The 25,393-nt window shown below is 67.8% G+C and carries 28 protein-coding genes; 15 read left to right on the forward strand and 13 right to left on the reverse strand.

Features of this window, described 5'->3' with window-relative positions; translation table 11 throughout:
• The first annotated feature begins 433 nt into the window (after positions 1 to 433).
• The gene (locus ACIBG8_RS13450; RefSeq protein WP_397342974.1) at positions 434 to 2,023 is read left to right on the forward strand and encodes an MBL fold metallo-hydrolase; all 1,590 of its coding nucleotides are present in this window, start codon (positions 434 to 436) and stop codon (positions 2,021 to 2,023) included.
• A gap of 306 nt (positions 2,024 to 2,329) precedes the next feature.
• Here ACIBG8_RS13450 and ACIBG8_RS13455 read toward each other — a convergent pair whose 3' ends face one another.
• Positions 2,330 to 3,955, reverse strand: a complete 1,626-nt coding sequence (locus tag ACIBG8_RS13455) for an FAD-binding oxidoreductase (RefSeq protein WP_397342975.1) — start codon at positions 3,953 to 3,955, stop codon at positions 2,330 to 2,332.
• A gap of 556 nt (positions 3,956 to 4,511) precedes the next feature.
• Here ACIBG8_RS13455 and ACIBG8_RS13460 point away from each other — a divergent pair.
• The 7 genes from ACIBG8_RS13460 (at position 4,512) to ACIBG8_RS13490 (ending at position 11,848) form a co-directional block, all read left to right on the forward strand.
• Positions 4,512 to 4,937 carry an acyl-CoA thioesterase gene (locus ACIBG8_RS13460; protein WP_397342976.1) on the forward strand — a complete coding sequence of 142 codons (426 nt, stop codon included), beginning with the start codon at positions 4,512 to 4,514 and terminating at the stop codon, positions 4,935 to 4,937.
• 172 nt (positions 4,938 to 5,109) lie between these two features.
• The gene (gene dpgA, locus ACIBG8_RS13465; RefSeq protein WP_397342977.1) at positions 5,110 to 6,210 is read left to right on the forward strand and encodes a 3,5-dihydroxyphenylacetyl-CoA synthase DpgA; all 1,101 of its coding nucleotides are present in this window, start codon (positions 5,110 to 5,112) and stop codon (positions 6,208 to 6,210) included.
• A gap of 11 nt (positions 6,211 to 6,221) precedes the next feature.
• A complete protein-coding gene (dpgB, locus tag ACIBG8_RS13470; RefSeq protein WP_397342978.1) occupies positions 6,222 to 6,872 on the forward strand; it encodes an enoyl-CoA-hydratase DpgB in 651 nt (216 codons plus the stop codon).
• Positions 6,869 to 8,173 (forward strand): (3,5-dihydroxyphenyl)acetyl-CoA 1,2-dioxygenase DpgC, encoded by a 1,305-nt coding sequence (dpgC, locus tag ACIBG8_RS13475; protein ID WP_397342979.1) that lies wholly within the window; start codon positions 6,869 to 6,871, stop codon positions 8,171 to 8,173. Before dpgB ends, dpgC begins: the two co-directional genes overlap by 4 nt.
• Entirely contained in the window at positions 8,170 to 8,973 is an 804-nt protein-coding gene (dpgD, locus tag ACIBG8_RS13480) for an enoyl-CoA-hydratase DpgD (RefSeq protein WP_397342980.1), read from the forward strand. Before dpgC ends, dpgD begins: the two co-directional genes overlap by 4 nt.
• A gap of 79 nt (positions 8,974 to 9,052) precedes the next feature.
• Positions 9,053 to 10,339 carry a cation:proton antiporter gene (locus ACIBG8_RS13485; protein ID WP_397342981.1) on the forward strand — a complete coding sequence of 429 codons (1,287 nt, stop codon included), beginning with the start codon at positions 9,053 to 9,055 and terminating at the stop codon, positions 10,337 to 10,339.
• Between the two features lie 192 nt (positions 10,340 to 10,531).
• Complete coding sequence (locus ACIBG8_RS13490) at positions 10,532 to 11,848, forward strand: PLP-dependent aminotransferase family protein (RefSeq protein ID WP_397342982.1); 1,317 nt, start codon at positions 10,532 to 10,534, stop codon at positions 11,846 to 11,848.
• Between the two features lie 119 nt (positions 11,849 to 11,967).
• Here ACIBG8_RS13490 and ACIBG8_RS13495 read toward each other — a convergent pair whose 3' ends face one another.
• The 3 genes from ACIBG8_RS13495 to ACIBG8_RS13505 are packed head-to-tail and all read right to left on the reverse strand — an operon-like array spanning position 11,968 to position 13,483.
• Positions 11,968 to 12,723 carry a class I SAM-dependent methyltransferase gene (locus tag ACIBG8_RS13495; protein WP_397342983.1) on the reverse strand — a complete coding sequence of 252 codons (756 nt, stop codon included), beginning with the start codon at positions 12,721 to 12,723 and terminating at the stop codon, positions 11,968 to 11,970.
• Positions 12,723 to 12,971: a hypothetical protein gene (locus ACIBG8_RS13500; RefSeq protein ID WP_397342984.1), complete on the reverse strand. Its 249-nt coding sequence runs from the start codon at positions 12,969 to 12,971 to the stop codon at positions 12,723 to 12,725. The genes ACIBG8_RS13495 and ACIBG8_RS13500 overlap by 1 nt, the downstream gene beginning before the upstream one ends.
• Before the next feature lie 59 nt (positions 12,972 to 13,030).
• Positions 13,031 to 13,483: a hypothetical protein gene (locus tag ACIBG8_RS13505; protein ID WP_397342985.1), complete on the reverse strand. Its 453-nt coding sequence runs from the start codon at positions 13,481 to 13,483 to the stop codon at positions 13,031 to 13,033.
• A 61-nt stretch (positions 13,484 to 13,544) separates the two neighbouring features.
• Here ACIBG8_RS13505 and ACIBG8_RS13510 point away from each other — a divergent pair, with 61 nt between their 5' ends.
• Positions 13,545 to 13,862 (forward strand): nuclear transport factor 2 family protein, encoded by a 318-nt coding sequence (locus ACIBG8_RS13510; RefSeq protein ID WP_397342986.1) that lies wholly within the window; start codon positions 13,545 to 13,547, stop codon positions 13,860 to 13,862.
• A gap of 2 nt (positions 13,863 to 13,864) precedes the next feature.
• Positions 13,865 to 14,863 (forward strand): NAD(P)-dependent alcohol dehydrogenase, encoded by a 999-nt coding sequence (locus tag ACIBG8_RS13515; protein WP_397342987.1) that lies wholly within the window; start codon positions 13,865 to 13,867, stop codon positions 14,861 to 14,863.
• Between the two features lie 25 nt (positions 14,864 to 14,888).
• Here the strand turns inward: ACIBG8_RS13515 and ACIBG8_RS13520 are convergent, their stop codons facing one another.
• Complete coding sequence (locus tag ACIBG8_RS13520; protein ID WP_397342988.1) at positions 14,889 to 15,677, reverse strand: LysR family transcriptional regulator; 789 nt, start codon at positions 15,675 to 15,677, stop codon at positions 14,889 to 14,891.
• Between the two features lie 65 nt (positions 15,678 to 15,742).
• On the opposite strand from ACIBG8_RS13520, the gene ACIBG8_RS13525 reads away from it, so the two are divergent.
• The gene (locus tag ACIBG8_RS13525) at positions 15,743 to 16,198 is read left to right on the forward strand and encodes a nuclear transport factor 2 family protein (protein ID WP_397342989.1); all 456 of its coding nucleotides are present in this window, start codon (positions 15,743 to 15,745) and stop codon (positions 16,196 to 16,198) included.
• 12 nt (positions 16,199 to 16,210) lie between these two features.
• Positions 16,211 to 16,657: a hypothetical protein gene (locus ACIBG8_RS13530; protein WP_397342990.1), complete on the forward strand. Its 447-nt coding sequence runs from the start codon at positions 16,211 to 16,213 to the stop codon at positions 16,655 to 16,657.
• Here ACIBG8_RS13530 and ACIBG8_RS13535 read toward each other — a convergent pair.
• The 7 genes from ACIBG8_RS13535 to ACIBG8_RS13565 all read right to left on the reverse strand — a co-directional run bounded on the left by ACIBG8_RS13535 (position 16,654) and on the right by ACIBG8_RS13565 (position 22,478).
• Complete coding sequence (locus tag ACIBG8_RS13535) at positions 16,654 to 17,022, reverse strand: YciI family protein (RefSeq protein WP_397342991.1); 369 nt, start codon at positions 17,020 to 17,022, stop codon at positions 16,654 to 16,656. The two genes, ACIBG8_RS13530 and ACIBG8_RS13535, sit on opposite strands and share 4 nt — an antisense overlap.
• A 30-nt stretch (positions 17,023 to 17,052) precedes the next feature.
• Positions 17,053 to 17,676: a DUF998 domain-containing protein gene (locus tag ACIBG8_RS13540; protein WP_397342992.1), complete on the reverse strand. Its 624-nt coding sequence runs from the start codon at positions 17,674 to 17,676 to the stop codon at positions 17,053 to 17,055.
• A gap of 100 nt (positions 17,677 to 17,776) precedes the next feature.
• Complete coding sequence (locus ACIBG8_RS13545; protein ID WP_397342993.1) at positions 17,777 to 18,598, reverse strand: helix-turn-helix domain-containing protein; 822 nt, start codon at positions 18,596 to 18,598, stop codon at positions 17,777 to 17,779.
• Positions 18,599 to 18,607: 9 nt separating this feature from the next.
• Positions 18,608 to 19,375, reverse strand: a complete 768-nt coding sequence (locus tag ACIBG8_RS13550; protein WP_397342994.1) for an alpha/beta fold hydrolase — start codon at positions 19,373 to 19,375, stop codon at positions 18,608 to 18,610.
• Between the two features lie 49 nt (positions 19,376 to 19,424).
• Entirely contained in the window at positions 19,425 to 20,681 is a 1,257-nt protein-coding gene (locus ACIBG8_RS13555) for an SGNH/GDSL hydrolase family protein (RefSeq protein ID WP_397342995.1), read from the reverse strand.
• A gap of 3 nt (positions 20,682 to 20,684) precedes the next feature.
• Complete coding sequence (locus ACIBG8_RS13560) at positions 20,685 to 21,521, reverse strand: NAD(P)H-binding protein (RefSeq protein WP_397342996.1); 837 nt, start codon at positions 21,519 to 21,521, stop codon at positions 20,685 to 20,687.
• A gap of 9 nt (positions 21,522 to 21,530) precedes the next feature.
• The gene (locus ACIBG8_RS13565; RefSeq protein ID WP_397342997.1) at positions 21,531 to 22,478 is read right to left on the reverse strand and encodes a DUF2218 domain-containing protein; all 948 of its coding nucleotides are present in this window, start codon (positions 22,476 to 22,478) and stop codon (positions 21,531 to 21,533) included.
• 106 nt (positions 22,479 to 22,584) lie between these two features.
• On the opposite strand from ACIBG8_RS13565, the gene ACIBG8_RS13570 reads away from it, so the two are divergent.
• Positions 22,585 to 23,112, forward strand: coding sequence for an ArsR/SmtB family transcription factor (locus tag ACIBG8_RS13570; RefSeq protein ID WP_397342998.1), 528 nt, complete (start codon positions 22,585 to 22,587; stop codon positions 23,110 to 23,112).
• On the opposite strand, the gene ACIBG8_RS13575 is transcribed toward ACIBG8_RS13570, so the two are convergent.
• A complete protein-coding gene (locus ACIBG8_RS13575; protein ID WP_397342999.1) occupies positions 23,109 to 23,315 on the reverse strand; it encodes a hypothetical protein in 207 nt (68 codons plus the stop codon). The two genes, ACIBG8_RS13570 and ACIBG8_RS13575, sit on opposite strands and share 4 nt — an antisense overlap.
• Before the next feature lie 284 nt (positions 23,316 to 23,599).
• Here ACIBG8_RS13575 and ACIBG8_RS13580 point away from each other — a divergent pair, with 284 nt between their 5' ends.
• Entirely contained in the window at positions 23,600 to 24,340 is a 741-nt protein-coding gene (locus ACIBG8_RS13580) for a DUF6879 family protein (protein WP_397343000.1), read from the forward strand.
• 19 nt (positions 24,341 to 24,359) lie between these two features.
• Positions 24,360 to 25,211, forward strand: a complete 852-nt coding sequence (locus ACIBG8_RS13585) for a helix-turn-helix domain-containing protein (RefSeq protein WP_397343001.1) — start codon at positions 24,360 to 24,362, stop codon at positions 25,209 to 25,211.
• The last annotated feature ends 182 nt before the right edge of the window (positions 25,212 to 25,393 follow it).

Below are 25,393 nucleotides of genomic sequence, written 5' to 3' on the forward strand. Positions count from 1 at the left end.
TCGACCGCGGTCTCACGCGGCCACAGGTGTGGTAGAGGAGCGGTTCGAGCTGGTGGCAGCGCCATCCTGACTGGTTACCACCAAGAGTTGTCCAACCGACTATCGTCCCGATGTTGGATTTGTGTCAGTAGGTTGGCTTAATGAGTATTAAAGCAGAGCGTGGACCGATTCGGCCCGCTCGTGCGGATATTCTGTGACCTTTAAGATTTGGCGGCGGACGGCGGTGGCACGGAGGAAGCGCATGGGTTTGCCGCGCTTGTTCGCCCAGCCGCAGACACGTGCTGCAGGCCGACGTCTACGCATCGGAAGAGATCCGTGACGTGACCATTCATCACACTGATGAATCGGTGGACCCGTTCTTCCATTCATAGGGGAAGACGCGCCTCGTTCTCCAAGATACTTCCCGGCAGCCATTCGACAGTGAGGAGCAGAAGTGAGTGAGGAGTCCCTCTTCCTCCGGCCCAACACCATTATCGAACCTCTAGTAAACAGGTTCTATGCCACGATGTACGCGACGGCTCCCGTCACGGCCTCCATGAATTTCACCTTCCGGAACATTCCGATGCTTGAGTCATACATCACGTCGCCGGAATGGCATGTCAAAGCTGCTCGCGACCCGAAGTTCCGCGGCGGATTCTTTGTCAACATCGAGGAGAAGCGGAAGAACGAGGTCGAGGCGCTGGTCGCCGCCATCCGGCGCGACCACGCGGACATGATCCGGTTCGCCGAGGCAATCGTGGCGGCCGAGAAGATCATCCGCGAGGAAGCGACCGGTTACGATCTCAGGCCGCTCTACCCGAAGCTGCCACCAGAATTGTCGGGCCTGGTGGAAATAGCCTATGACACCGGCAACGCGGCCTCGCTTCACTTCCTGGAGCCGCTCGTCTACAAGAGCAAGGCGTACGCCGAGGACTGCCAGTCCGTTCAGCTCTCCCTGGAGACCGGAACCGAGCGGCCCTTCGTGATGAGCACCCCGCGACTGCCCTCACCCGACGTGCTGGAGCTGGATATCCCGTTCCGGCACCCCGGTCTGGAGGAGCTCTTCCGATCCAGGGTGCGGCCCACCACGCTGGCCGCCCTCCGCGAGGTGCTGGAGCTCGGCGACGCGGAAGCGAACCAGCTGGCCAACCTGCTGGTCCCAGGGCCCGCGCTCGCCCCCGACCGCCACATCGCGGCCGGAGCCAGGATCCGCTATTGGGGACACGCCTGCCTGCTCATGCAGACGCCCGACGTGGCCATCATGACGGACCCGTTCATCAGCGCGGATACCGGCGCGACCGGTCGCTACACCTACAACGATCTGCCTGACCACCTCGACTACGTGCTCATCACGCACGGGCACACCGACCATCTCGTGCCCGAGACGCTGCTTCAACTGCGCGGCCGGGTGGGCACATTCATCGTGCCGAGAACCTCGCGCGGCAACCTGTGCGATCCCTCCCTGGCGCTCTATCTCAAGAGTCTCGGGCTCCCCGCGATCGAGGTGGATGATTTCGACGAGGTCGAGTTCCCCGGCGGGAAGATCGTCTCCACCCCGTTCTTCGGCGAGCACGCCGATCTCGACATCCGCGCCAAGTCGACCTACTGGATCAGCCTCGGTGGAAAGTCGATCTGGGTGGGCGCGGACTCCTCCGGCCTCGATCCGGTCCTCTACCGCTACATCCGCCGGCATCTCGGACCCGTCAACATCGCCTTTCTCGGCATGGAATGCGATGGCGCTCCCCTGAACTGGCAATATCAGCCGTTCATCGCCAAGCCGTTGCCGAAGAAGATGAGTGACAGCCGCAAGATGTCCGGCTCCGATGCTCAGCAGGCGAGTGCGATCGTCACCGAACTGGGCGCCGACGAGGCGTACATCTACGCGATGGGCGAGGAGAGCTGGCTCGGCCACGTCATGGCCACCTCCTACAACGAGGACTCCTACCAACTCCAGCAGATCGCCGAGTTCGAGACATGGTGTTCGAACAAGGGTGTGAAGGCTGCCCATCTGCTTGACCAGCATGAATGGCACTGGTCGTCATGACGTCCTGCCAAATCGGTGCCGGCTTGAACAGGTCGTTGAAGACGGCGAGGATCTGCCAGTAGACGCGGTGGCCGGGGCAGCGGGAAGCTGCCCGCCGGGTTCTGCCTCGGAGAGGGAGACGAGGGCTGAAGGCCATCGTCACGTGCTGAAGGAGCGGGCTTCCCCCCGAAGTCAGGCAACCGCCTGACTTCGGGGGGAAGCCCGCCGCCCTGGTAGCCATCGCCGGCGGGTGATCTGGAGGGATCAAGGCCGTAGCTCCGGATCATGATCCAGGAACACCCGCTCGGCATCACCGATCGCGCGACATCAGGCCCGGATCGACAACGCGTGGTGGAAGTGGTTGCGCGGGTCGTAGGCGGCCTTCACCCTGCGCAGCCGCGGGTAGTTCTCCTTGTAGTAGAGATCGTGCCACGGCACGCCCGAGGTGTTCTGCTCCGGATCCGCGAGGTCGCGGTCGGGATAGTTGATGTACGCCCCGTCATTGATGTCGTTCGGCACCGGAACTCCGCCGGTCTCGGCGTACACGTCGGCATAGAGCTTGCGAACCCACTGCAGATGCTTCGCTTCGTTGCGGGGATTCGCCCATCCGGTGATGTAGTTCACCTTGAGTATCGCGTCGCGTTGCGGCAAGGCGGTCGTCGCCGGGTCGACGGTGTTCACCTTGCCTCCGTACCCGATCAGCCAGACGGCGCCATAGTCGATCCCGTCCATGTGGGTCATGTTCTCGTACACGGCCTCGATCTGCTGGTCGGTCAGCCGCTTGCGCAGGTAGCCGGCCTTCGTCTTCGACCCCGGGGCCTTCCCCGCCCGCCCCGGCGAGGAGGCCAGCCATCTCTCTTCGATCGGCTCGGACACCTCGACCGACGGGATGCCGTCGATCACCGCTTCGATATGCGCGTCGAGCAGTCTCCGAGCGTCCGGCCGGGTGTTGTCCACCTGAACGTGCATGATGAAGCCGCTCTCGCCCATGCCAGGGACCTTGTTCCCGATCATGAGCTGACTCCACAGCCCGATATACGGCGAGTCGGGAGCGCTGTTCTGCTCGTACCACTCTCCGTGGTTGCGCAGCAGCCGGGAGAACGCCGCCTTCGTCATTCCGTCCAGGTCGAAGGTCACCGTGCTCATGAGCAACGCCGCGGGCGGCTTCGGGAGCAGCCGCTCCGGATCCCGGCCGACCTGCTCCGGCACCCGCATCCAGTACTTCGTGACCACGCCGAAGTTTCCGCCGCCACCGCCAGTGTGCGCCCACCACAGGTCGTGATGGGGGTCGTCGCGCTCACGGGTCGCCACGATCACGCGCGCCTTGCCGTTCTCGTCGACGACGACGACCTCGACCGCGTACAAGTAGTCGACAACGGAGCCGAGCTGCCGCGACAGCGGGCCGTAGCCGCCCCCGCAGATGTGTCCGCCGACGCCGACCCCACCGCAGACCCCACCCGGTATGGTCACGTTCCAGCCCATGTAAAGCTTCTCGTACACGTCCGAGAGCGTGTTGCCCGGCTCGATCAGGAACGCGTTCATCGACGGGTCGTAAGCGACCTCGGTCAGCAGCGACATGTCGATGATGACCTGGACGTCGGGGTTGTCGACGAAGTCCTCGAAACAGTGCCCGCCGCTGCGGACGGCGACCTGCTTGCCGTCGCGTACCGTCTCCTCAACGGCATCGACCACATGCTTGGTGGAGCCGACCAGCTGGATGTAGTCGGGCTTTCCGCTGAAGCGGCTGTTGGCGCCGCGCAGGTTCAGGTTGAGGTAGCGGGGGTCGTCCGGAGTGACCTTGACCGGGCCGGCCGGCGGCAGCCAGCGCTCGTCGCGCTGCTCCGGTCGTCCGGACGCGGCGTCGGCCTGCGCGGCCTCCGCTCCGGTGCCGCCGGTCTCCATCGCCGCGGCGCTCCCGGCGATGGAGGCGCCTAGTAACTTGGGTTGATTCATCCTTGTCACATCGACGACGTTACCTTCGGTGTGAATCAAGCAACTCGCTGTCTGACTGGACGTAAGCCCTCTCTCTCCACGTTGTGACCGTACGTCCGTGTCCATCGCCTACAGATTTCCGATCTCTGACGATACGGTCGCCCTTGTGCGCCACGGCACTCACGCGGGGTCAAGCCCGGCGAGCCGGGACCCCGCCTCGATCAGTTGCCGCAACGGAGTGAACAGGACGTCGTGGTCCAGCGATCCGCGCGCTCCAAGGGAACCGCGCCGTCAAGGCGGGTGCCGGCGGAAGCGGGATGTCCAACCACGGAGGCCATCAGTTGGACGGTGCCGTGCCCGGCATCGAGATCGCCGCCGCGCTCTCCGGCGGCTGCGAGGTGCCGCTGGAGCCGGCTGAGCACAAGGCCCCCGGTACGGCTGCGCCCCGGCCTCGGGCAGACGTCCTACCTGATCCAGTTCCTTCCAAACGACTGGGAACAACATGGGACATCCACACGATCAAGAGTCCGATGGCCGAGGCCGGCCCCCGGCCGACGGCACCCGCCTGCTGGTCGAGATGAAGCGCATCCCCGAGAAGCACATGTACCACCGCCAGGTGCGTTTTTCCGATATCGACGCCCACGGCCACGTCAACAACGTGCGATTCCTCGAGTATCTGGAGGACGCATGGATCGCCCTCTATCTCGACAACACGGCCGTGCCGCCGGAGGACCGCGCCGGGGTGCCCACCGTGGGGTTCGCCGTCGTGCGCCACGAGATCTTCTATCGCCGCCCGCTCACATTCCGGCACGGATCGGTGCGGGTCGAGTCGTGGGTGACCAAGGTGAACCGGGTCACCTGCGAGCTGGCCGCGCAGATCTGCTCGGATGGGGAGGTGTTCGTCGAAGCCCGATCAAAGATCATGGGCTTCGACACGCACACCGCCAAGCCACGGCGTCTCACCGTCCACGAGTGCGCCTTTCTGAAGCGCTACCTGCGCTGAATTGGCTCCCTCCATTGCCGCGGTTCCGGGCGTTGGACGATCTTGACCGTCGAGATTGGCCGAACCTACCTTCACTGTGTTCGCTGCCGACAGGAAAGGTGAGATCAATGGCCGCCTCCGAGGTCAGGCAAATACTCAGAAGCAAGCTCAGGACATGGGGGTGGATGTATCGATGACGACCATTATTGCGTCAGCAGAAGACCTTTCCACCCTCACGGAACTCACCGAGATCACGAGGTTCGCCGGTGTGGGGACCGCTGTTTCTGCCACGTCCTATTCGCAACCCGAGCTTCTCGAAATCTTCGACATACGGGATCCCAAGATCCGATCGCTGTTCCTGAACAGCGCGATCGATCGGCGTTTTCTCGCGCTTCCGCCTGAGGGCCGGGACGGAGCACGCGTGGCGGAAATGCAGGGTGATCTCCTCGGGAAGCACAAAGAAATCGCTGTGGACATGGGGTGCCGGGCGCTCGAGGCCTGCCTGAAGTCGGCGGGCGCGGCGCTGTCGGATATCCGTCACCTGTGCTGCGTCACCTCGACCGGTTTTCTGACCCCCGGTCTGAGCGCCCTGATCATCCGCGAACTCGGCATCGACCCGCATTGCAGCCGCGCGGACATCGTGGGCATGGGATGCAACGCGGGACTGAACGCGCTCAACGTGGTCGCGGGCTGGTCCGCGGCGCACCCGGGTGAACTCGCCGTCGTTCTGTGCAGCGAGGCGTGTTCCGCCGCTTACACACTGGACGGGACCATGCGGACCGCCGTGGTCAACAGCCTGTTCGGCGACGGAGCCGCCGCCCTCGCCGTCGTCTCCGGTGACGGGCGCGTACCAGGTCCGCGTGTACTGAAGTTCGCGAGCTACATCATCACCGACGCGGTCGACGCGATGCGCTACGACTGGGACCGCGACCAGGACCGGTTCAGCTTCTTCCTCGATCCGCAGATTCCCTACGTGGTCGGTGCGCACGCCGAGATCGTCGTCGACCGGCTGTTGTCCGGTACGGGGCTACGCCGCAGCGACATCGACCATTGGCTGGTGCACTCCGGCGGCAAGAAGGTGATCGACGCCATGGTCGTCAACCTCGGTCTGAGCCGGCACGACGTACGCCACACGACCGGTGTGCTCCGCGAGTACGGAAACCTCTCCAGTGGCTCCTTCCTCTTCTCCTACGAGCGGCTCGCCGACGAGGCCGTGACCACGCCTGGAGACTATGGCCTGCTCATGACCATGGGGCCCGGCTCCACGATCGAAACGGCGCTGGTCCAATGGTGAGCGGGAGTGAAATGAAGGGCGACCTGGAGCTGAGCTTCGACGCCACTCAGCCGCCGGCCGCGTCGGTCGAGGAGCTGAATGACCTCTGCGACCGCGCCGAGGACCATCGGGAGCCTGGCCCGGTCATCATCCACGTCGCGGGCATGCCGCGCCCGGGCTGGTCAAAGGGGCTGACGGTGGGCCTGGTCGCCAAGTGGGAACGGGTCGTCCGCCGGTTCGAACGGCTCGCCCGTCTCACCGTCGCCGTAGCGTCAGGCGACTGCACGGGACCCTCTCTGGACCTCCTCCTGGCGGCCGATGTCCGGATCGTCGCTCCGGCGACCCGGTTGCTGCTCTCCGGAGCCGGCGGCGGCACGTGGCCCGGGATGGCCGTCTACCGGCTCACTCAGCAGGCAGGTACGGGCGGCATCCGGCAGGCCGTACTGCTCGGAGCACCGCTCGACGCCGACCGCGCGCTCGCCCTCAACTTGATCGATGTGGTGTCCGAGGATCCAGCGGGGGCCCTGGCCGGCCTGGGCGACGCGGCCGGCGCCATGGACGGCGCGGAGCTGGCGATCCGCCGGCAGCTGATCTTCGAAGCGAGCTCGACCGCTTTCGAGGACGCGCTCGGTACTCACCTGGCCGCGGTGGACCGGGCCCTACGACGGGAAGCACTCTCATGACAACGGATTGGCCGGCTCCGCCGTCCAGCTCGCCGCTCGCCCTCAGCGCCCTGACGGAGGAGGCCCAGCGGGTCGATGACCTGCTTGCCGTGCTGCCGGCGCCTCCCGCCAGGACCCCCGCCCAGCGCGGTCTCGCGTCCTCGGCACTGGACAAGGTGAGGGGGATGCGCGCGGACTACGTCGAGGCGCACGCCGAGGAAGTCTACGGATACCTCACCTCCGGCCGGACTCGGCACCAGCGCATCGACGAACTCGTGCGGGCCGCCGCCCTGGCCTATCCCGGCCTGGTGCCCACCGACGAGCAGATGGCGGCCGAGCGCTCACGGCCGCAGGCGGAGAAGGAAGGGCGCGAGATCGATCAGGCCATATTTCTGCGCGGGATCCTGCGTGCCCCGAAGGCGGGTCCGCACCTGCTCGACGCCATGCTCCGGCCCACCCCCAGAGCCCTCGAACTGCTCCCTGAATTCGCAGAGTCCGGCGTTGTGCGGATGGAGGCGGTCCTGCTGCGACGCCACGACGGTGTCGCGTACCTGACCCTGTGCCGGGACGACTGCCTCAACGCCGAGGACGCCCAGCAGGTGGACGACATGGAGACCGCGGTCGACCTGGCGCTGCTCGACCCCGGCGTCCGGGTGGGGCTGCTGCGCGGCGGCGAGATGAGCCATCCCCTGTATCGGGGGCGCCGGGTGTTCTGCGCGGGCGTCAACCTGAAGAAGCTGAGCTCGGGCGACATCTCCCTCGTCGATTTCCTCTTGAGGCGCGAGCTGGGCTACATCCACAAGATCGTTCGTGGCGTGTTCACGGACGGTTCGTGGCACTCGAAGTTGATCGACAAGCCCTGGATGGCGGCCGTCGACTCCTTCGCCATCGGCGGTGGAGCTCAGCTCCTCCTGGTCTTCGACCATGTGCTGGCGGCGTCCGACGCCTACATCAGTCTGCCCGCTGCGACGGAGGGGATCATTCCCGGGGCCGCGAACTATCGGCTGACCCGGTTCACCGGGCCCCGCATGGCCCGGCAGATGATCCTCGGCGGGCGCCGGATCCGGGCGGACGAGCCGGACGCACGGTTGATGGTTGACGAGGTCGTCCCGCCGGAAGAGATGGACGCGGCAGTCGATCGCGCGCTGGCCCGCCTCGATGGAGATGCGGTGCCGGCCAACCGGCGCATGCTGAACCTGGCCGAGGAGTCGCCCGAGGGGTTCGGCCGGTACATGGCCGAGTTCGCCCTGCAGCAGGCGCTGCGCATCTACGGCGGGGATGTCATCGACAAGGTCGGCAGGTTCGCGGCGGGATCGGCATGAACGACCCCCGAGTGCGCTGCGAAAAGAAGGAACACGTCGCCTATGTGACGATGGACCGGCCCCAGGTGCTGAACGCGATGGACCGGCGGATGCACGAGGAACTCGCCGAGATCTGGGATGACGTCGAGGCCGACGACGACGTCAGAACGGTCGTTCTGACCGGCGCGGGAACCCGCGCGTTCTCCGTCGGCCAGGACCTCAAGGAACGCGCGCTGCTGAACGAGGCAGGAACGGAGGCCTCGACGTTCGGCAGCCGAGGGCAGGCGGGTCATCCCCGGCTGACCGACCGTTTCACCCTGTCCAAGCCGGTGGTCGCCCGGGTGAACGGCTACGCGCTGGGTGGCGGCTTCGAGCTGGCACTCGCCTGCGACATCGTCATCGCCTCCGAGGAGGCGGTGTTCGGCTTGCCAGAGGTCCGTCTCGGCCTGATCCCCGGAGCTGGAGGCGTGTTCCGGCTGCCGCGGCAGCTGCCGCAGAAAGTGGCGATGGGCTATCTGCTGACCGGGCGCCGGATGGATGCGGCGACGGCGTTCCGGTACGGACTGGTCAATGAGGTCGTACCGCTTGATGAGCTGGATCGGTGCGTGGCCGGATGGACGGACAGCCTCGTGCGCGGTGCTCCGCTGTCCATTCGCGCGATCAAGGAGGCCGCCCTGCGGTCCCTCGACATCCCCCTGGAGAAGGCGTTCGCCACGTCCTATCCGTGGGAAGAGCGTCGTCGGCGCAGCAGCGATGCGGTCGAGGGCATCCGGGCCTTCATCGAGAAACGGGACCCGGTCTGGACGGGGGATCAGGGGTGATGGAAGGTTGGCGGGCGCTGTGCTCCCCTAGCACGGGCGGGATACCGGCCTCTGCCGGACAGCCGTCCTGCGGGCCGACATGATCCCCCCGCAAACGCTGCTGGTCTTCTTTGTCCAGGCCGCGGCCCTCCTGCTGCTCGCGTTGCTCTTGGGCCGCCTGGCCGTACGGCTGGGCGTGGCAGCGGTCGTCGGTGAACTGTGCGCCGGCGTCATCCTCGGCCCATCCGTTTTCGGGCAGATCGCACCCAGGGCAGAGCAGTGGCTGTTTCCCTCGCCGTCGTCACACATGCTGGACGCCGTCGCGCAGCTCGGCGTGTTGTTGTTGATCGGCTTGACGGGAGCGCATCTGGACCTGCGGCTGATCCGGCGTCAGGGCGCTACGGCGGTGCGGGTGAGCGCCTTCGGGCTGGTCATACCGTTGGCTCTCGGCATCGGTGTCGGCCTGTTGCTGCCGCCTGAGTTCCGCGGGACCGGCGAACCTGCCGTCTTCGCCCTGTTTCTGGGGGTGGCGATGTGTGTCAGCGCGATCCCAGTGATCGCTAAGACGCTGATGGACATGAACCTGCTCCATCGCAACGTCGGTCAGCTCACGCTGACCGCCGGCTTGATCGACGATGCTTTCGGGTGGGTGCTGCTTTCGGTGGTGACGGCGATGGCCACCGCCGGAGCCGGTGCGGGGACCGTCGTGCTGTCGATCACGTCGCTGCTCGGCGTGATCGTCTTCAGCGTCGTCATCGGCAGGCCGGCGACTCGTCTGACACTGCGGGCGACGGAGGATCCGGGGGTGATCGCCGGTCAGGTCGTGATACTTGTGCTCGCGGCTGCGGCCGGGACGCAAGCGTTGGGGCTTGAACCGGTCTTCGGGGCCTTCGTCGCGGGGCTGTTGGTGAGTACGGCCGTGCGGGAGCCGGTCAGATTGGCGCCACTGCGAACCCTGACGCTCGGGGTGCTGGCTCCCCTCTATTTCGCCACAACGGGCCTGCGTGTTGATCTAACGACCCTGACGCGGCCGGACGTGCTTGCCTTGGGGCTGCTTCTCCTGGCCCTGGCGATCATCGGCAAGTTTCTGGGTGCCTTTCTGGGCGCCTGGACCAGCCGGCTCAGCCGGTGGGAGGCCTTGGCGCTGGGGGCGGGTATGAACGCTCGCGGCGTTGTCCAGATGATCGTGGCGACGGTCGGTCTGCGCCTGGAGGTGATCACTACCGAGGTCTTCACGATCATCATGGTGGTGGCGGTGATCACCTCTCTGCTCGCCCCACCACTCTTGCGCCTGGCCATGGCCAGGATCGAAGCCACTGCCGAGGAGGAGGCCCGCCTCCTGACCTACGGGCCGCGGCCCGGCGGGGCAAGGGAAGACGCGCGGTGACGACGGAGTGGACATGTAGCCTCGCTCCGGCCTCACATCATAATCTGGGGTCGGTCATGATGACCTGACTTTATGCACACATCGACATTGAATACGGTTTTGCCGCCAAATCCTTTGGTGCGGGTCGATGCGGTCTTCTGACGGGTTTTCCGTACGACGAGACGGCTTCCAAGTCGGCTGACAAATGGCGGCGTGGTCTGCGAAGAGAAAGTCTTTGTTTCCATGGACTCCAACGTGCTTTCCCATCAATTAAGCAAGGAAACGCTGCACGGATCGCTGATGGACCCGGCCATCGAGTCGATGAATCTGCTGAACGAGATAGCCGGCAGATACCCCGACGCCATTTCCATGGCCGCGGGCCGACCGTACGAAGAGTTCTTCGACGTCAGCCTCATCCACGACTATCTCGAGGCCTACCGCGACCATCTTCGCAGCGACCGGGGAATGGACGATGCCGGGATCAGCCGCACGCTTTTCCAGTACGGGACCACGAAGGGGATCATCTCCGACCTCGTCGCGCGGCACCTCGCCGTAGATGAGAACATCGAGACCGACCCGGACTCCGTGGTCGTCACCGTGGGCTTCCAGGAGGCCCTGTTCCTGGTGCTTCGCACGCTGCGAGCGGGCGAGCGGGATGTGCTGCTCGCCCCCACTCCCACCTACGTCGGCCTGACCGGAGCGGCGCTACTCACCGACACACCCGTCTGGCCGGTCCAATCCACCGAGAACGGCATCGACCTCGATGACCTGGTCCACCAGCTGAAACGTGCACAGGAGCAGGGCGCGCGGGTCCGGGCCTGCTACGTGACACCCAGCTTCGCCAACCCCACCGGCACCAGCATGGACCTGCCCGCCCGCCATCGCCTCCTGGAGGTCGCCGCGGCCCATGGTGTCCTGCTCCTGGAGGACAACGCGTACGGGCTCCTCGGACGGGACCGCCTCCCCACGCTGAAAGCCCTCGACCATGCGGCGACCGTGGTGTACCTCGGCTCCTTCGCCAAGACCGGCATGCCCGGCGCCCGGGTCGGCTATGTCGTAGCGGATCAGCACGTAACAGGGGGTGGCCTGCTCGCCGACGAGCTCGCCAAGCTCAAGGGCATGCTCACCGTGAACACCTCCCCCATCGCCCAGGCGGTGATCGCCGGCAAGCTGCTGCTCAACGACTTCAGCCTGGTCAAGGCCAACGCCCGTGAGACCGCCATCTACCAGCGCAACCTCCACCTCACGCTGGGCGAACTCACCCGCCGGCTCGGCGCCGTCCCCGGAGTCACCTGGAACACGCCGACGGGCGGGTTCTTCATCACCGTCACCGTGCCCTTCGTCGTCGATGACGAATTGCTGGAACACGCCGCCCGCGACCACGGCGTCCTGTTCACCCCGATGCATCACTTCTACGGTGGCAAGGATGGGTTCAACCAACTCCGGCTGTCGATCAGCCTGCTTGATCCGCGACTGATCGAGGAGGGTGTCTCCCGGCTCGCTGAGCTCGTCACCGCACGTCTCCCCTGATCCACACCTGATCACTCGGCTGGCACCAGAGAGACGTAACAACCAAGAAACCCCAGGTCAACGCACTGGCCAGGGGTTTCTGCGCGGTGCTCCACCAAGGACTCGTCCAGCCTGGCGAGTCACCGCTTGACGGCCTCGATGAGGAAGCGGGTGGTGGTCGCCACGAACGGGCCCTGCTCTTGGATCTGCTCGTGCAGGGCGCGTAGCTGCGGCAGGTAGGCCTCCACGGTGAAGTCGGGGACCATCCAGATGACCTTGCGCAGGAAATACACGACGGCGCCGATGTCGAGGAACTCGGTGCGGAGCGACTCGAAGCGCAGGTCGACGACGTCCAGCCCGGCTGCGGTCGCCGCGGCTCTGGCGTCGTCCGGGTGGCGGGTCCTGTGTGACGCCTCGGGCAAGGGGCCGCGGAAATACTCGACCAGTTCGAAGACGCTCGCCGGGCCCACCTGCTGCGACAGGTACGTGCCGCCCGGCTGCAGCACCCGGGCCAGTTCCGACCACCACACCGTCACCGGGTGCCTGCTGACGACCAGGTCGAACGCCTCGTCGGCGAACGGCAGCGGCGGCTCGTCGGTGTCGGACACCACGACGGCGCCCAACGGGTGCAGCAGCCGCGTGGCCTTGGCCAGGTTCGGCGGCCACGACTCGGTCGCGACCATCACCGGCGGCAGCTTCGGCGCCCCGGCCAGCACCTCGCCCCCGCCGGTCTGCACGTCGAGCGCGGCGTGCGCGCGGGCGAGCCGTTCGCCCATGGTCCGCTGGTAGCCCCACGAGGGGCGCTGCTCGGTGGCCCTGCCGTCCAGCCAGGAGAAGTCCCAGCCGTCGACCGACACCTCGTTCGCCTCGGCCACCAGCTCGTCGAAAGTCTTCATCAGGACATTCTGCGCTGCCGGAACGACGCTCCCCACTGGCCCAGGTCGAGGAGTACGGCCAGCACGATCCAGAACCACTCCCAGCCGACCAGCCCGATGCCCGGCGTGTACAGGATGATGTACATCAGCGTCGTGAACGGCAGGAAGATGATGCCCAGCAGTGGCAGCAGCCAGTTGTCGCCGAAGGCGATGTCGACGAAGCGCGGCCGCAACAGCCAGACGATCAGTACGGCGAGGCGGGGGAACATTCCCCCGAATATGGCCAGCAGGCATCCCATTTCTGGAGTCTTCCCAGGTGAGAGCCTATTTAACAGTTGTCCCAGCAGTCGTCGCCCGCGCCGACGCTGAGGAGCGTGCCCTCCGACTGGTACGGCGCGGCGTCCTCGGCGCTGAGCTCCCTGATGCGCACCTCGACCACCCGGGTGCCCGCCTTCTTCGTCATCCTGATGCCGTCGCGCCGCTCGACCGGGTCCTCCGCCGACCATCCGGCCTTCTGCAGCATCGTCATCAGGTCGCTCGCCTTGAGCTCGGAGCTGACCGTGATGTCCACGGCCGCGCCCTTGCCCGCGGTGTCGCAGCCCATCCACTCGTCCACGGAGACGATCTGCTCCTTGGGCGGCAGGGCGCTGTCGACGGTCTTGAGGTAGAGCCCGATCTCCCTGCCGGCGTGGTCGACGCACGCCTGCCCCGCCTGGACGGTCCGGTAGCAGCCCGCCAGGCAGGTGCATAACAGGATCAGGATCGCTGCTGTCGCTTTCACTGGGCCCCCGATTCCCTGGAGGGAATTGTTGGATGCGCGGTGCCGCAAGCAGGATCATCGCATGAGCACTACCGAGATCATCAGCCGTTATAACAACGCGTTCCAGTTTCACGAGCCGGACCTGCTCGACGACGTGATCGCCGAGGACTGCGTGGTGGAGAACGTGGACGGCACCCGCCACGAGGGCAAGGGCGTCGCCCTGAAGTGGTGGCGGGCGCTGGCCGCCGACCCGCAGGTCGTCTTCGACCTCGGTGACGTGGACGTCCTGGGCGACCGGGCCATCATCAGGTGGCGGCTCGGCCAGACGGAAGGCGTGAACATCATGCGGGTCGCCGACGGCAAGATCGTCGAGGGCCTCGGCTACGTGAAGGCGGCCTGACCATGCGTTCCTACCGTTTGAACGGCGACACCCTCTCCTTGGCCGACTCCCCGGAACCGGAGGCGACGGGGTCCCAGATCGTCGTCCGGGTGCACGCGGCGGCGCTCAACAAGCGTGACACCCTCATCCTGGACGGCGTCTACCCGCTGCCGCACCGTGACGGGCTGATCCCGATCAGCGACGGCGCCGGTGAGGTCGTCGCTGTGGGGCCGAAGGCGACCCGCTTCAAGGTGGGCGACCGGGTGATGGGGAGCTACTGGCCGCGCTGGCACGACGGCCGGTTGCGCCCTGAGCTGATCGACCAGCTCGGCTGCACGGTGGACGGCATGCTGACGGAGCTGGCCGTACTCGACGAGCAGTGGGCGGTCCGCGTGCCCGACCACCTGAGCTGGGAGGAGGCGGCTACGCTGCCGTGCGCGGCGCTGACCGCGTGGAGCGCGCTGACCGGCGGCGAGCCGTTGCTGCCCGGCCAGCAGGTGCTGACGCTGGGCACCGGCGGGGTGTCGCTGTTCGCGCTGCAGCTCGCGCAGACGTTCGGCGCGCGGGTCACGGTGACCACGTCCAGCGACGCCAAGATCGACCGGCTCAAGGCGCTGGGCGCCGAGCACGTGGTCAACTACGCCACCGAGCCCGCGTGGGGCGAGCGGGTGCGCGCGCTGACCGGCGGCGCGGACCTGGTGGTGGAGACGGTGGGGAAGGGCACGCTCGACCAGTCGGTGCGGGCCACCGCGCTGTACGGGCACGTGGTGCTGATCGGGGCCATGGCCGGGGGCGGGGGCGTGGAGGTCGCGGGTGCGACGTTCGCGAACAGCCTGGCGACGATCCGGCGGGTGTTCGTGGGGCACCGTACGGGTCTGGAGCAGCTCTCGGCCGCGGTCGCGCAGTCGGGGATCCGGCCGGTGATCGACCGGGTGTACGGCTTCGACGAGGCCCTCGACGCGATCTCCTACTACCGTACGGCTTCGCCGTTCGGAAAGGTCGTGATCAGGACGGCTCCCTGAGCCGTCGGGACGGCTCGCTGAGTCATCAGGACGGCGCCTTGAGCAGGTCGAGCGCGGCCTGGTGGAACGCGCGGACGCGGGGGGTGGCCGCGCCCGCGCGCCACACCAGCCCCCACTCCAGCGGCGGCGCGTCGGCGACCTGCACGTAGACCACGTCCGGCCTGGGGTGGTAGCGCCTGGTGTGCGCCCCCACCCGCAGCACCCCGCGCCCGGCGCCCACCAGCGTCAGGCCCTCCTGGAGCGGCCCCTCCAGCACCGTGAGACCCGCCAGGTCGGACTCGGAAACGCTGGTACGGCCGGCCAGCGGATGCGTCGCGGCGACGGCCACCATCCGCACCTCCCGCACCAGGACGTCGCCCGCTTCGTGCCCCTCGACGGGCAGGGTGGTAAGAACGAGTTCCACTTCGCCGTCGCGCAGCCGGCGGGCCACCTCGCCCGGTTGCACCTCGCGCATCTCCACCTCACAGCCCGGCTCGCGACGCTGGAACAGCTCGGCGATCCCGGCGAGGAGCTGTCCCGCCGCCGCGCCGGTGAAGGCGGTGCACAGCCTTCCCCTGCCGTGGGCGATCGCCCGTTCCATCGCGGCGCCGATGGCGTCCCAGGCGGGCCGTACGCCGCCGTACAGTTCCCTGCCCACGGGGGTCAGCTCGACGCGGCGGCTGGTCCTGACGAACAGGGGCGTGCCGACGCGGCGCTCCAGCTTCTTGATCGTCTGGCTGATCCTGGAGGTCGTCACGCGGAGCCGCTCGGCCGTCCGGCCGAAATGCAGTTCCTCGGCGAGCACCAGGAACGCCTCGAGTTCATCGTTAACCATGGCTTCACGATCGTTGCACAGGCCGGTCTTGATCGGCCCTCGGGGGTACGGCCAGGCTGGACGGCATGAGCAACGAACTGAAGGACCGTGTGGAGATCATCGACGCCTTGTACCGCTTCGGTCTGGGGCAGGATGCGAAGGACAGGGAGCTTTTCGCCTCCTCCTTCGCGGAGGACGCCGAGGTCGACTTCCGCCCGACCGCCGCCAAGTGGGGCGGCAATCCCCCGGTGATGATCGGCAGGGAGACCATCGTGAACAGCATTTTCTCCCTTTTCGACGGCCGGGTGGACACCAGCCACCAGGTGACCAACCCGCGTGTCGTGGTGGACGGCGACACCGCCACGATGACCGCCATGGTGGAGGCCCAGCATCTGCTCAGCGCCGACCACGGGGTCCATGCGTTGCTGAAGAACCATTACGACGTGGAGCTGGTCCGCGATGGCGCCCGCTGGGTCATCCGCCGGGTCCGCATCTCCAACCTCTGGCTGACCGGCACCCCCACCGCGATCTTCGGCGGGTAGAGTCGCCGCTCTATGGTGGAGTTCCTCTTCGTCGCCGCGTTGGCTCTCGTCGTGGCGTGGCCGGTCTTCGGCCTGGCCGTACCCGTCTTCGTCGGAGCGGCGGTCGTCGGGGCGCTGCGCGGAGAGTGGCGCGGTCGCCGGGTGACCCGGCAGCCCTCCTTCTGGCGCAGGCTCGCGGGCGGGGCGTTCTGCGGCGGGTGGGCCATCGCGGCGTACGGCCTGACCCAGTCGTCTTTCCTCCAGATCGACCCCGACGCGAAATGCCCGGTCTACGACGGTGACACGGTCTTCAAGCGGGTGCCCTGGGACGACCCGGAGTGTGTGCCCGTCCCCGTCCTCGTCTGGGTGGTGGCGGTCGTCCTCGCGGTCGCGTGCGTCGCGTGCCTGGTCATGGCCGTCAAAGCACGGCGCCCCGATCGGGGATCCGATCGGGGCGTCAGTCGTGTGCGCGAGGTCTAGGCGAAGTCCTCGGGGCCGAAGATCTTGAGGACGTCGGCCTGGCCCTCCCAGCCCGCCCAGTTGTCGCGGTGGATCTTCAGGAAGCGGGAGGCCCATTCGACCGCCTCCTCCTTGGACCTGACCTCGTACACCGCGTAGCTGATCAGCTCCTTCACCTCGGCGAACGGACCGTCGGTGACGGCCAGGCGGCCGCCGGTCAGCTCGACCCTGGCGCCTCCGTGTGCGCTCGGGGCCAGTCCCGCGGTGTCGAGCAGGGCGCCGGAGGCGGTGGCCTCCTCGCCGAGCTTGGCGATGGCCGCCATGAGCTCCGCGGTGGGCGGGGTGGTGGGCTGGTTGGTGGCGCGGAGGGTGATGAGGTAACGCATGACGGTGATCCTTTCCGAAAGGTGGGGGTTTCAGACGGTGCGGCGGTAGTAGTGCAGGCAGACCGCGGCCAGCCAGGTCCAGATGAGCAGGATGGCGGCGGTGAAGGCGAGGTTGGCCCAGACGGCTCCGGCGCCGATGGCGACGGCGGCGAAGCCGAGCAGGAACAGGACGCCGGTGGCGCGGGAGAAGACTGGGGCGTAGCGGCGGGCGATGACGAAGCAGGCGGCGGCGAGACTGGTGAAGCCGATCATGCCGCAGACCAGGTGCATCATGCCGTGGAAACTGATCGCCCCGGGACCCTCCGGGGTGCCGGCGGGAAAGCCCATCGCGGGGTCGGCCTTGAACACCGCCGCCCCGATCAGGCTGACCCCGTAGACCGCGATCAGGCGGGGCGCCCAGGTGGAGCCGGTGGCCCGGTGCAGCCCGACGGCCGCGGCGATGGTGGTGAGTGCGGCGACGACGAAGTTGGTCACCTGGATCCAGCCGAGGTCACCGTTCGCCAGCATGCTCCACTGGTGGCGGGTGAGGTCGAACCCCTCCCGGGTGAGCGCCTGGGCGAGGGCGACGACCACGTAGAGGGGTCCGGCGATGATGCCGTAGCCCAGAAGTGACTTGGTGACGCGGCCCTGAGGGGTGCACTCGGTGGTGGTCATTTTCTTTCTCCTTCTCGCTTCGTTTGATGACGCTTCGAACGAGAGGAGCCGCTTTCGACAACCACCTACAAGATTTTTGAGAATTTTCTCGGGAACCGCATTACCCCAGGTCAGGCCAGGCGACGTCGTCGATCGCGAGCCACGGCGCGGCGGCCACACCGGCTGGAGTGAGCCCGGCGAAGGCCCTGGCCTCGCGGTGCAGGTGCGACTGGTCGACGTAACCGCTCTCGGCTGCGACGCCCGCGACGGCGTGCCCCGCAGCCAGCAGGTGGGCCGCGTGGTCGAAGCGCACGAGCTGGGCCGCGCGCTTGGGCGTGATGCCGAGCTGGGACCTGAAGCGTGCCCAAAGCCGCTTGCGGCTCCACCCGACCTCGCCCGCCAGCCCGTCGACCCGGACCCGCCCCTTGCCGTCGCGCATCCGCCGCCAGGTGTGGGCGACCTCGGGGTCGACCGGGCGTGCGCCCATCCGCCGCCGGAGGATCTCCGCAGCGAGCGTGAACCGTTCCTCCCACGAGCTGACGGCGCGCAGCCTTTCCTCGACCCGCGCCGCGTCGCGCCCCCAGACGTCCTCCAGGGCGACCAGCGCCCCGCTGAGCTCGGCCGGCGCGCCGAGCACCGCGGCGGCGGCGACCGGTTCCAGCCGGATCTGGAGGTACTCCCCCATCCCGCTGCCCGCCGCCCGCAGCTTGCCTGGCAGGAGCCCGACGACGACGCTCCCGCGTTCGTGCCGCAGGCAGGTGTCGTAGACGGTGGCCTCGCCCTCGCTCAGGTCGACGAGGAGAGTGACGGCCGGGTGCGGGACCATGTCGAGGTCCACCCGCGCCGGGACGAGCTGGCGGAACCCGGCCATGCTGACTCCCGGCAGGCGGCCCGGCAGGCGCGGGACCGCGACGTCCATCGAAGCCCAGTCGAACGACGGCACGTTCCCAGTCTAGGTACCCAGCAGTTCGACGGTCCGTTCCGGCGCCTCCAGCATGGGCAGGTGCCCGACGCCGGGCAGCATCTCCACGCGTGCGTACGGCACAGCGTCGTAGAGACGCGCCGACGACGGCTCCCACCTCGGGTCCGCGGCGCCGAAGATCACCAGCACCGGGACCTTGAGGTCGGCCAGCCGCTCGGGCAGGCCGCGCTCGGCGAGGTAGGCGCTGTTGCGGCGCAGCACCGCCCGCATCGAGCGGTAGGTGATGGCCCGCACCCCGTCGACCAGCTCGTCCGGGACCTCCACCGGCCGGGCCGCGATGGAGCTGATCGCGCGGCGGATCATCGTATCCGACCGCCTGGCCCACAGCAGGGGCCCGAACGGCGGGGCCAGCAGGACACGGAGGATGAACGGCTGCCGCAGCACCGCATCCAGCCGGGGCCCGGTGCTGATCAGCACGATCGACCCCACGAGCTCGGGCCGCTGCTCGGCCAGCGAGGTGGCGACGTATCCCCCGCTGGAGTGCCCGACCACGGTGACCTGCGCGAGCCCGAGCTCATCCAGCAGCGCAGCCACCCGAGCCGCCTGGTCGGGCACGTCGTAGGACGCGGAGGGCGGCGAGTTCCCACAGCCTGGGAGGTCGACCCGGATGACATGATGCCGCTCGGCCAGCGCCGGGACCACCGGCGCCCAGGTACCCCCCGAAGCCCCGGACCCGTGGATGAGCAACAGCGGGGGCGCGTCTTCCGGCCCGTCGTGGACCACGTGCATCTCACTCATGCGGGGATGATGGCCCGCGGGTCGCCTGCCGGTCTTGGATGAATGTCCCCTACAGCCCGTTCAGGTCGATCGCCTCGGCCATGGCGTTCAGTCCGGCGTCGTTGGGGTGGAGCCCGTCGCCCTGCTGCCCGTCGCGGACGTTGAACTCAGGACGCAACCGGTCCGGGTCGCCGGGTGCGGCCAGGGCGCGCTCGAAGTCGGCCACCCCGTCGTACTCGCCGCTCGTCCTGATCCACGTGTTCACCTGGTCGCGGACCTGTTCCTTGGCGAACGGTTCCGGCGTGCCGTCCGGGTACAGCCACGGGTTGCCCTTGAAGGGCATGATCGTGCCGCCGACGATCCTGATCCCCCTGGAGTGGGCGAGCCGGATCAGCTCGCGGTGTCCGGCGATGATCTGCGCTGCGGTGACTTCCGGGCCGGGGTAGGTGATGTCGTTGATGCCCTCCATCACGATCACCGCCCGCACCCCCGGCTTGTCCAGCACGTCCCGCTGGAAGCGGCCCAGGGCCCGCTCGCCGAAGAGCGGGTGGTCGGCCAGCACCTGGTTGCCCGAGATGCCGCTGTTCAGCACGGTCAGCGGCCGTCCCGCCGCGACCAGCCGCTCGGCGAGCTGGTCGGGGTAACGGTTGTCGGCGTCGAGGGTGGAGCCGGTGCCGTCGGTGACCGAGTCGCCGAAGGTCACCACCGCGCCCCGGCTGGCGGGGCTCAGCACGTCCACCCCGCTCAGGAAGTACCACGAGCGCGAGGTGTCGGTGAAAGCGGTGCCGCGCGGGTCGAACCGGTGGTCGCCCGGGGCCCGGTAGGTGGTGGCCGAGGAGATGTCGTGGAACGTGGCCGGTCCTGTCGCCCCCTGGAAGTACAGGGTGACGGCCAGCCGGTCCAGCGCCTTGACGGGCAGCGGGATCGGGTCGCTGACCAGCTCCTGACCCGCCGGGACCACGGTGTGCGGCCGGAGCGAGAAGGTCACCGGGCGCAGGCTCGTCGGACGGACGGCGGCCCCGGCGGCGGCCTTGGCCACCGTGGCTCCGCTCACCGTCAGGGGCGCCGTGCCGTACAGGTTGGAGATCTTGATGCGGACGGCGACGCCGGAGCCGGTGACCCGGACCACCTGGCGTACGGTCTGCCGCTGGAAACCCGCCTGCGACCAGTTGGACGAGCCGGGCAGCCCGCCGGGCGAGGGCCGCTGCACGGCAGCCGACCAGGCGCCCGTCCAGCGGGGGCCTGCCGTACCGGCCTGGGCGGGGACGGCGGGGGCGATGATCGCCGTGGCGAGGGCCAGCGCGGCGAGGGTCTTGGTGAAACGCATGATCTAGAAGTCCTTGGCGTGGTCGGTCGCCCACTGGGCGTAGGTGCGGGGCTTGTGGCCGGTGATGCGTTCGACGGTGTCGTTGACCTCGGCGGGCTTGCCGACGGTGGCCGCCATCAAGCCGAACAGCGCGCCGATGAAGGCGGGGTCCATGAAGGCGCTCATCTGCTCAAGAACAGGCTCAGGGTCGAGGTCCTCGACGGTGAGCGGGCGGTCGAGCGCCTGACCGAGGATCTGGACCTGGTCGGCCTGGGTGAGCGACTCGGGCCCGGTCAAGCTGTAGGTCTGCCCGGCGTGACCGTCGCCGGTGAGGGTGGCGACTGCGACGTCCGCGACGTCGAGCTCGTGGATGGCGCTGAAGGCGGCCTTCGTGTACGGCGCGCGGATCACATCACCTCCGGCCAGTTGCATGGCGAAGGTCAGCGAGTTGATCGCCGGGAACAGCAGCCGCAGCACCGTCCACTCCAGCCCGGACTCCTGAACGGCCCGCTCCACGTCAGCGTGGTACTGGGCGATCACATCCGGCTGCACCTCGACGCCGTCCACGACCGCGCCCGAGGACAGGAAGACGATCCGCCCGACCCCGGACTCGCGGGCGGCGGCCAGGAGCGGCGCCGGGTCCATGCCGTACTGCAGGACCAGCAGGATCCCGCGCACCCCCGCCAGCGCGGCGGGCAGGGTCTCCGGCTTGGTGAGATCGGCCTGAGCCAGCTCGACACCCTCAGGCAACCCCGCCCGCGAAGGATCGCGGGTCAGCGCCCGCACCGGGTAGCCCGCGGCGAGCAGGGCTTCGACGGCCTGACGGCCGAAGTGGGCGGTGGCACCAGTGACCAAATACATGAGAACTCCTTATCGTTTTCTGGCGAGGGTGACGCCGTCGCGGACGGGCAGCATGACCACGTCCAGCCGCTCGTCGTGGGCGAGAGCGTCGTTCACGCGCCGCATAGCCTGGTGGTCTGCGCCCTGGAAGGCCGGGTCGAGCACCCTGCCGCCCAGGAACACGTTGTCGAGGACGAGCAGGCCGCCCGGCGCGAGCCGCGGCACGATCTCCTCGTAGTAGCCGGGGTAGTTGCCCTTGTCCGCGTCGACGAAGGCGAAGTCGAAGGCCGGTTCCCCGGGCAGCGCCCGGAGCGTGTCGAGGGCGGGACCGATCCTGAGGTCGATGCGGTCCTCGACGCCCGCGCGTCGCCAGTACGGCCTGGCGATGTCGGTCCATTCGGTGCTCACGTCGCACGCGAGCAGGTAGCCGTCGGCGGGCAGCGCGCGGGCGATGCACAGCGACGAGTACCCGGTGAACACGCCGATCTCGATGGCCCGGCGCGCGCCGGAGAGCCGGACGAGCATCTCCAGCAGCGCCCCTTCATCGGCAGCCACCTGCATTCCGGCGGCGCGCCCCGTCGCCTCGCGCGTCGTTTCCGCCAGCTCGGCCAGCAGCTCCCCGGCTGGGGTGCAGTGCGCCCGCAGGTAGTCGTCGATCGCCGGAGGGACGATCTCGAGGGCGTCGCCGGACTCTGGATCGGTCCAATCCACGCTGAGCTCTTCCTGGGTGGCGAAGCGCAGCAGGTGCCTGGTGATGACGTCCTGCACGCCGTACAGCGACTCGAGGTCCTCGGCTGCGGCGATCAGGACGAGTTCGTGCTGGAGGGAGACCAGCGAGCAGGTGCCGGAGCGGAAGGTGAGCGTTCCCCTGCCGGAGCCGGTGTGCTCCGCCGCGGCCTTGCGGCCCATGTGCGAGAGCAGCTGTTTGACGTAGCGCTCGGGTCGCTCGGTTGCGACGTGCGCCGTTGACAAGGGCATAGAGGGGATCCAAGTATCTAGATTGTTAGACGCTTTCGATGCCGGGCAGTCTGCCAACGGCCTGGGCGATTTGTCAAAAGCGTCGAAGATCCTAGACACTTACGTCATGACAGATGAGCAGCTCCTCGCACTGCGCTCATCCGCGCAGTACAAGGCGCTCGGGCACCCGATGCGCCACCGCATGGTGAACCTGCTGCGCCAGCGCCCCGCCACCCTGGGCGAGCTGACCACGGCGCTCGGCTCCACCAAGGGGACGGTCGGGTACCACGTGCGCATCCTGCGCGACGCGGGGCTGGTCCGGCTCGCGAGCACCCGGCGGGTGCGCGGGGGGACGGAGCAGCGCTTCGAGCTCGTCAACAGGGGGTTCCAGCTGGACGAGGAAACGGGTGCGATGTTCCTCCACGACGCGGCCTTGGCCGAGATGCTCCCCACCAGCCCCGGCGACCCCGGCCACACGGTGTTGCACCACGTCTGGCTCACCGCCGAGGAGGCCCGCACGTTGTCGGAACGGCTCGAATCCTTCGACCACGGACACCAGCTGACCCCGGAGCCAGGGACCGAGGCGTACGGCCTGCTCCTGAGCCTCTTCCGAGCCGACATCCCCCGCCTTCCCCCGGAGGACGCCCAGGGCTAGAGCAGGAACTTCACGTAGACGGAGAAGGCCTCCCGCCGCAGCTCACGGCGCAACGTCTCCACATCCATCCCGGCAGTTCGCGCTAGGCCGAGCTCTTCGGAGGTGAAGGCGAAGCTGTCGTCGCGCCCGTTCACGAGGGCGACGACCATGTCCAGCAGTCGCCGCTCGTAGGCGCCCGAGGGTGCCCAGCCACGTGGGGACATACGGCCGTCTTTCTGCAGGTGAAACAGGCCGTCCTCATCGGCGCGAACGGTGACTTCGCGGGTCTGTACCCGGGAGCCGAGAGTTTGGTGAGGGGCGTTGGGGAGGGCCATATCCCGGACGGTAAGGAGGGTGACCAGGAGGGCGCTATGGGGGTTGCGCGAAGTTGCTTGACCCCTCTGCAAGGTTGAGCGATGTTGTTCGCACGGGCCGTCGAGAGGTCTCCAACCGCCTACGGATCTCGGGGACGCTGGAGACATCGGTGTCCGGCGAAAGGATCGGGTCAATGGCACGTCGACTGCGCTTCAACGGCACGAACTCCGGCGAGGGCGGCTGTCCCGCGATCCACGAGGATCTCGACAGCGGCGACATCATCGTCCACGGGCCTCGGCTCACCGACCCCGAGACCATCGCCCGGCTTCAGCACCTCAACGACGACGAGATCCCCATCGTGGTGCCGCGCAACGTCCTGATCGACTTCGGGCCGCACGACCGGGACACCGTACCGCGCAAGATCGACCCGGAGCAGTTCGCCCAGCTCTTCGAGAACTTCCAGCACAGCGCCTGGCGGCTCGAGACGCGCAGCCGCTACGCCTCGGACGAGGAGACCGGCATCTACGCTCAGTTCGTCCAAGGCGAGACCCCAGACTGGGACCTGTCCACGCCGTGGAGCAAGACCATCCGGGCGAAGACCCACGATGGCGTGGCCGTGGGACGCGTCCGCATCGTCGACGACCCACCCACCACGGGGCAGCTCTACCTGCTCGCGCACGCCGACAAGAACGCGGCCCTCGGCGAGGATGTTCGCACCATGTGGCGAGCGGACGCCGAACGCGTGAACCTGCCGGACGAGGACTTCTGGATCTTCGACTCTCACCTCGTCGCCCTGTGCCTGTTCGACGATGACGACAACCTCACGGGCGCCGAGCTGATATCCGAGCCGGCGCGGGTGAACCAGTACAACCGGCTGCGTGACGTGGCACAGCACTACGCGGTGCCGTACAAAGATTTCGCGGCGCGAATGTGACAGAAGCGAGGGGGTGCCGGTGACCACTGATTATCAGGCTGCCCGCGAAGCCTTGGGCGCTCGGCTACGGGAGATCAGGTTCTCCGCTCCTGGCGGTCGGCTCACCGGCACACAGCTTGCCGAGCGGTACGGCTGGCACAAGTCCAAGATCAGTCGGCTGGAGAACGGCCGGCAGACTCCCACTCCCGAGGATCTGCGGCTGTGGGCCGACGCGTGCGGGCAGCCGGACACGTACGCCGAGCTGCTCGCCAAGCTCCAGGGGTTCGAGTCGCACATCAGGTCCTGGCGCCGCCAGCTTGCGGCCGGGCACCGGCACGTCCAGGACGCGCACAACGCGGCGCAGGCCAACTCCACGGTCCTGCGCGCGTGGGAGTCCTCGTGGGTCGTCGGTGTGCTCCAGACACCTGACTATGCGCGTGCGGGGCTCGCTCGATCCGTCGAACGGCACCGGTCCCCGCAGGATGTCGAGGAGGCTGTACGGGCGCGCATGAAACGGCAGGAGCTGCTCTATGCCGGGAACAGGCGCTATCACGTACTTCTGTGGGAGCCGGTGTTACGAGCCTTGGTCTGCCCGCCTTCGGTGCTCCTCGCCCAGCTTGACCGCCTCATGGGGGTTATCGGGATGGATACGGTGGAGTTGGGAATCGTGCCCCTCGACGCCCCGATCAAGCAGCCTCCTGGGGTTGGCTTCTGGATCTACGACGACAGCACGGTCGTCACGGAGACGTGGCACGCCGAGCTGTGGCTCGACGACGCGGCCAGCGTCGAAACGTACCTGCGGGTCTGGAACGCACTCCGGGAATCCGCCGTGTACGGGAGCGAGGCTCAGAACCTGATTTCCGCGGCGCGCCGAGCACTCACTGCTCGCTGAAGAAGATATCCGTCAGCCCATCTCGTCCTGTGGCTGCCACGCGACGCTCCTCGTTCTCGACTTCGGCTCAGAGTCGCGGCATCACGAAGGGTCTTGCGTGGCCGCCAGGCCACGCCCCAAGGAAGACAGCCCGAGCGAAGCGAGGCCCTCCAGGGGTCGGGGCCACGGCCCGACTGGAAATA

The organism is Nonomuraea sp. NPDC050556, from assembly GCF_044457355.1.
In the GTDB taxonomy this organism is placed as follows: domain Bacteria; phylum Actinomycetota; class Actinomycetes; order Streptosporangiales; family Streptosporangiaceae; genus Nonomuraea.

Coding starts and splice junctions, on each gene's coding strand:
- dpgD (WP_397342980.1), top strand. CDS start 8,170: ATGAACGACCCCCGAGTGCGCTGCGAAAAGAAGGAACACGTCGCCTAT.
- ACIBG8_RS13535 (WP_397342991.1), bottom strand. CDS start 17,022: ATGCGTTACCTCATCACCCTCCGCGCCACCAACCAGCCCACCACCCCG.
- ACIBG8_RS13495 (WP_397342983.1), bottom strand. CDS start 12,723: ATGAAGACTTTCGACGAGCTGGTGGCCGAGGCGAACGAGGTGTCGGTC.
- ACIBG8_RS13560 (WP_397342996.1), bottom strand. CDS start 21,521: ATGTATTTGGTCACTGGTGCCACCGCCCACTTCGGCCGTCAGGCCGTC.
- ACIBG8_RS13550 (WP_397342994.1), bottom strand. CDS start 19,375: ATGAGTGAGATGCACGTGGTCCACGACGGGCCGGAAGACGCGCCCCCG.
- dpgC (WP_397342979.1), top strand. CDS start 6,869: ATGACAACGGATTGGCCGGCTCCGCCGTCCAGCTCGCCGCTCGCCCTC.
- dpgB (WP_397342978.1), top strand. CDS start 6,222: ATGAAGGGCGACCTGGAGCTGAGCTTCGACGCCACTCAGCCGCCGGCC.
- ACIBG8_RS13500 (WP_397342984.1), bottom strand. CDS start 12,971: ATGTTCCCCCGCCTCGCCGTACTGATCGTCTGGCTGTTGCGGCCGCGC.
- ACIBG8_RS13570 (WP_397342998.1), top strand. CDS start 22,585: ATGACAGATGAGCAGCTCCTCGCACTGCGCTCATCCGCGCAGTACAAG.
- ACIBG8_RS13580 (WP_397343000.1), top strand. CDS start 23,600: ATGGCACGTCGACTGCGCTTCAACGGCACGAACTCCGGCGAGGGCGGC.
- ACIBG8_RS13520 (WP_397342988.1), bottom strand. CDS start 15,677: ATGGTTAACGATGAACTCGAGGCGTTCCTGGTGCTCGCCGAGGAACTG.
- ACIBG8_RS13555 (WP_397342995.1), bottom strand. CDS start 20,681: ATGCGTTTCACCAAGACCCTCGCCGCGCTGGCCCTCGCCACGGCGATC.
- ACIBG8_RS13510 (WP_397342986.1), top strand. CDS start 13,545: ATGAGCACTACCGAGATCATCAGCCGTTATAACAACGCGTTCCAGTTT.
- ACIBG8_RS13515 (WP_397342987.1), top strand. CDS start 13,865: ATGCGTTCCTACCGTTTGAACGGCGACACCCTCTCCTTGGCCGACTCC.
- ACIBG8_RS13485 (WP_397342981.1), top strand. CDS start 9,053: ATGATCCCCCCGCAAACGCTGCTGGTCTTCTTTGTCCAGGCCGCGGCC.
- ACIBG8_RS13525 (WP_397342989.1), top strand. CDS start 15,743: ATGAGCAACGAACTGAAGGACCGTGTGGAGATCATCGACGCCTTGTAC.
- ACIBG8_RS13455 (WP_397342975.1), bottom strand. CDS start 3,955: ATGAATCAACCCAAGTTACTAGGCGCCTCCATCGCCGGGAGCGCCGCG.
- ACIBG8_RS13460 (WP_397342976.1), top strand. CDS start 4,512: ATGAAGCGCATCCCCGAGAAGCACATGTACCACCGCCAGGTGCGTTTT.
- ACIBG8_RS13565 (WP_397342997.1), bottom strand. CDS start 22,478: ATGCCCTTGTCAACGGCGCACGTCGCAACCGAGCGACCCGAGCGCTAC.
- ACIBG8_RS13530 (WP_397342990.1), top strand. CDS start 16,211: ATGGTGGAGTTCCTCTTCGTCGCCGCGTTGGCTCTCGTCGTGGCGTGG.
- ACIBG8_RS13575 (WP_397342999.1), bottom strand. CDS start 23,315: ATGTCCCCACGTGGCTGGGCACCCTCGGGCGCCTACGAGCGGCGACTG.
- dpgA (WP_397342977.1), top strand. CDS start 5,110: ATGACGACCATTATTGCGTCAGCAGAAGACCTTTCCACCCTCACGGAA.
- ACIBG8_RS13540 (WP_397342992.1), bottom strand. CDS start 17,676: ATGACCACCACCGAGTGCACCCCTCAGGGCCGCGTCACCAAGTCACTT.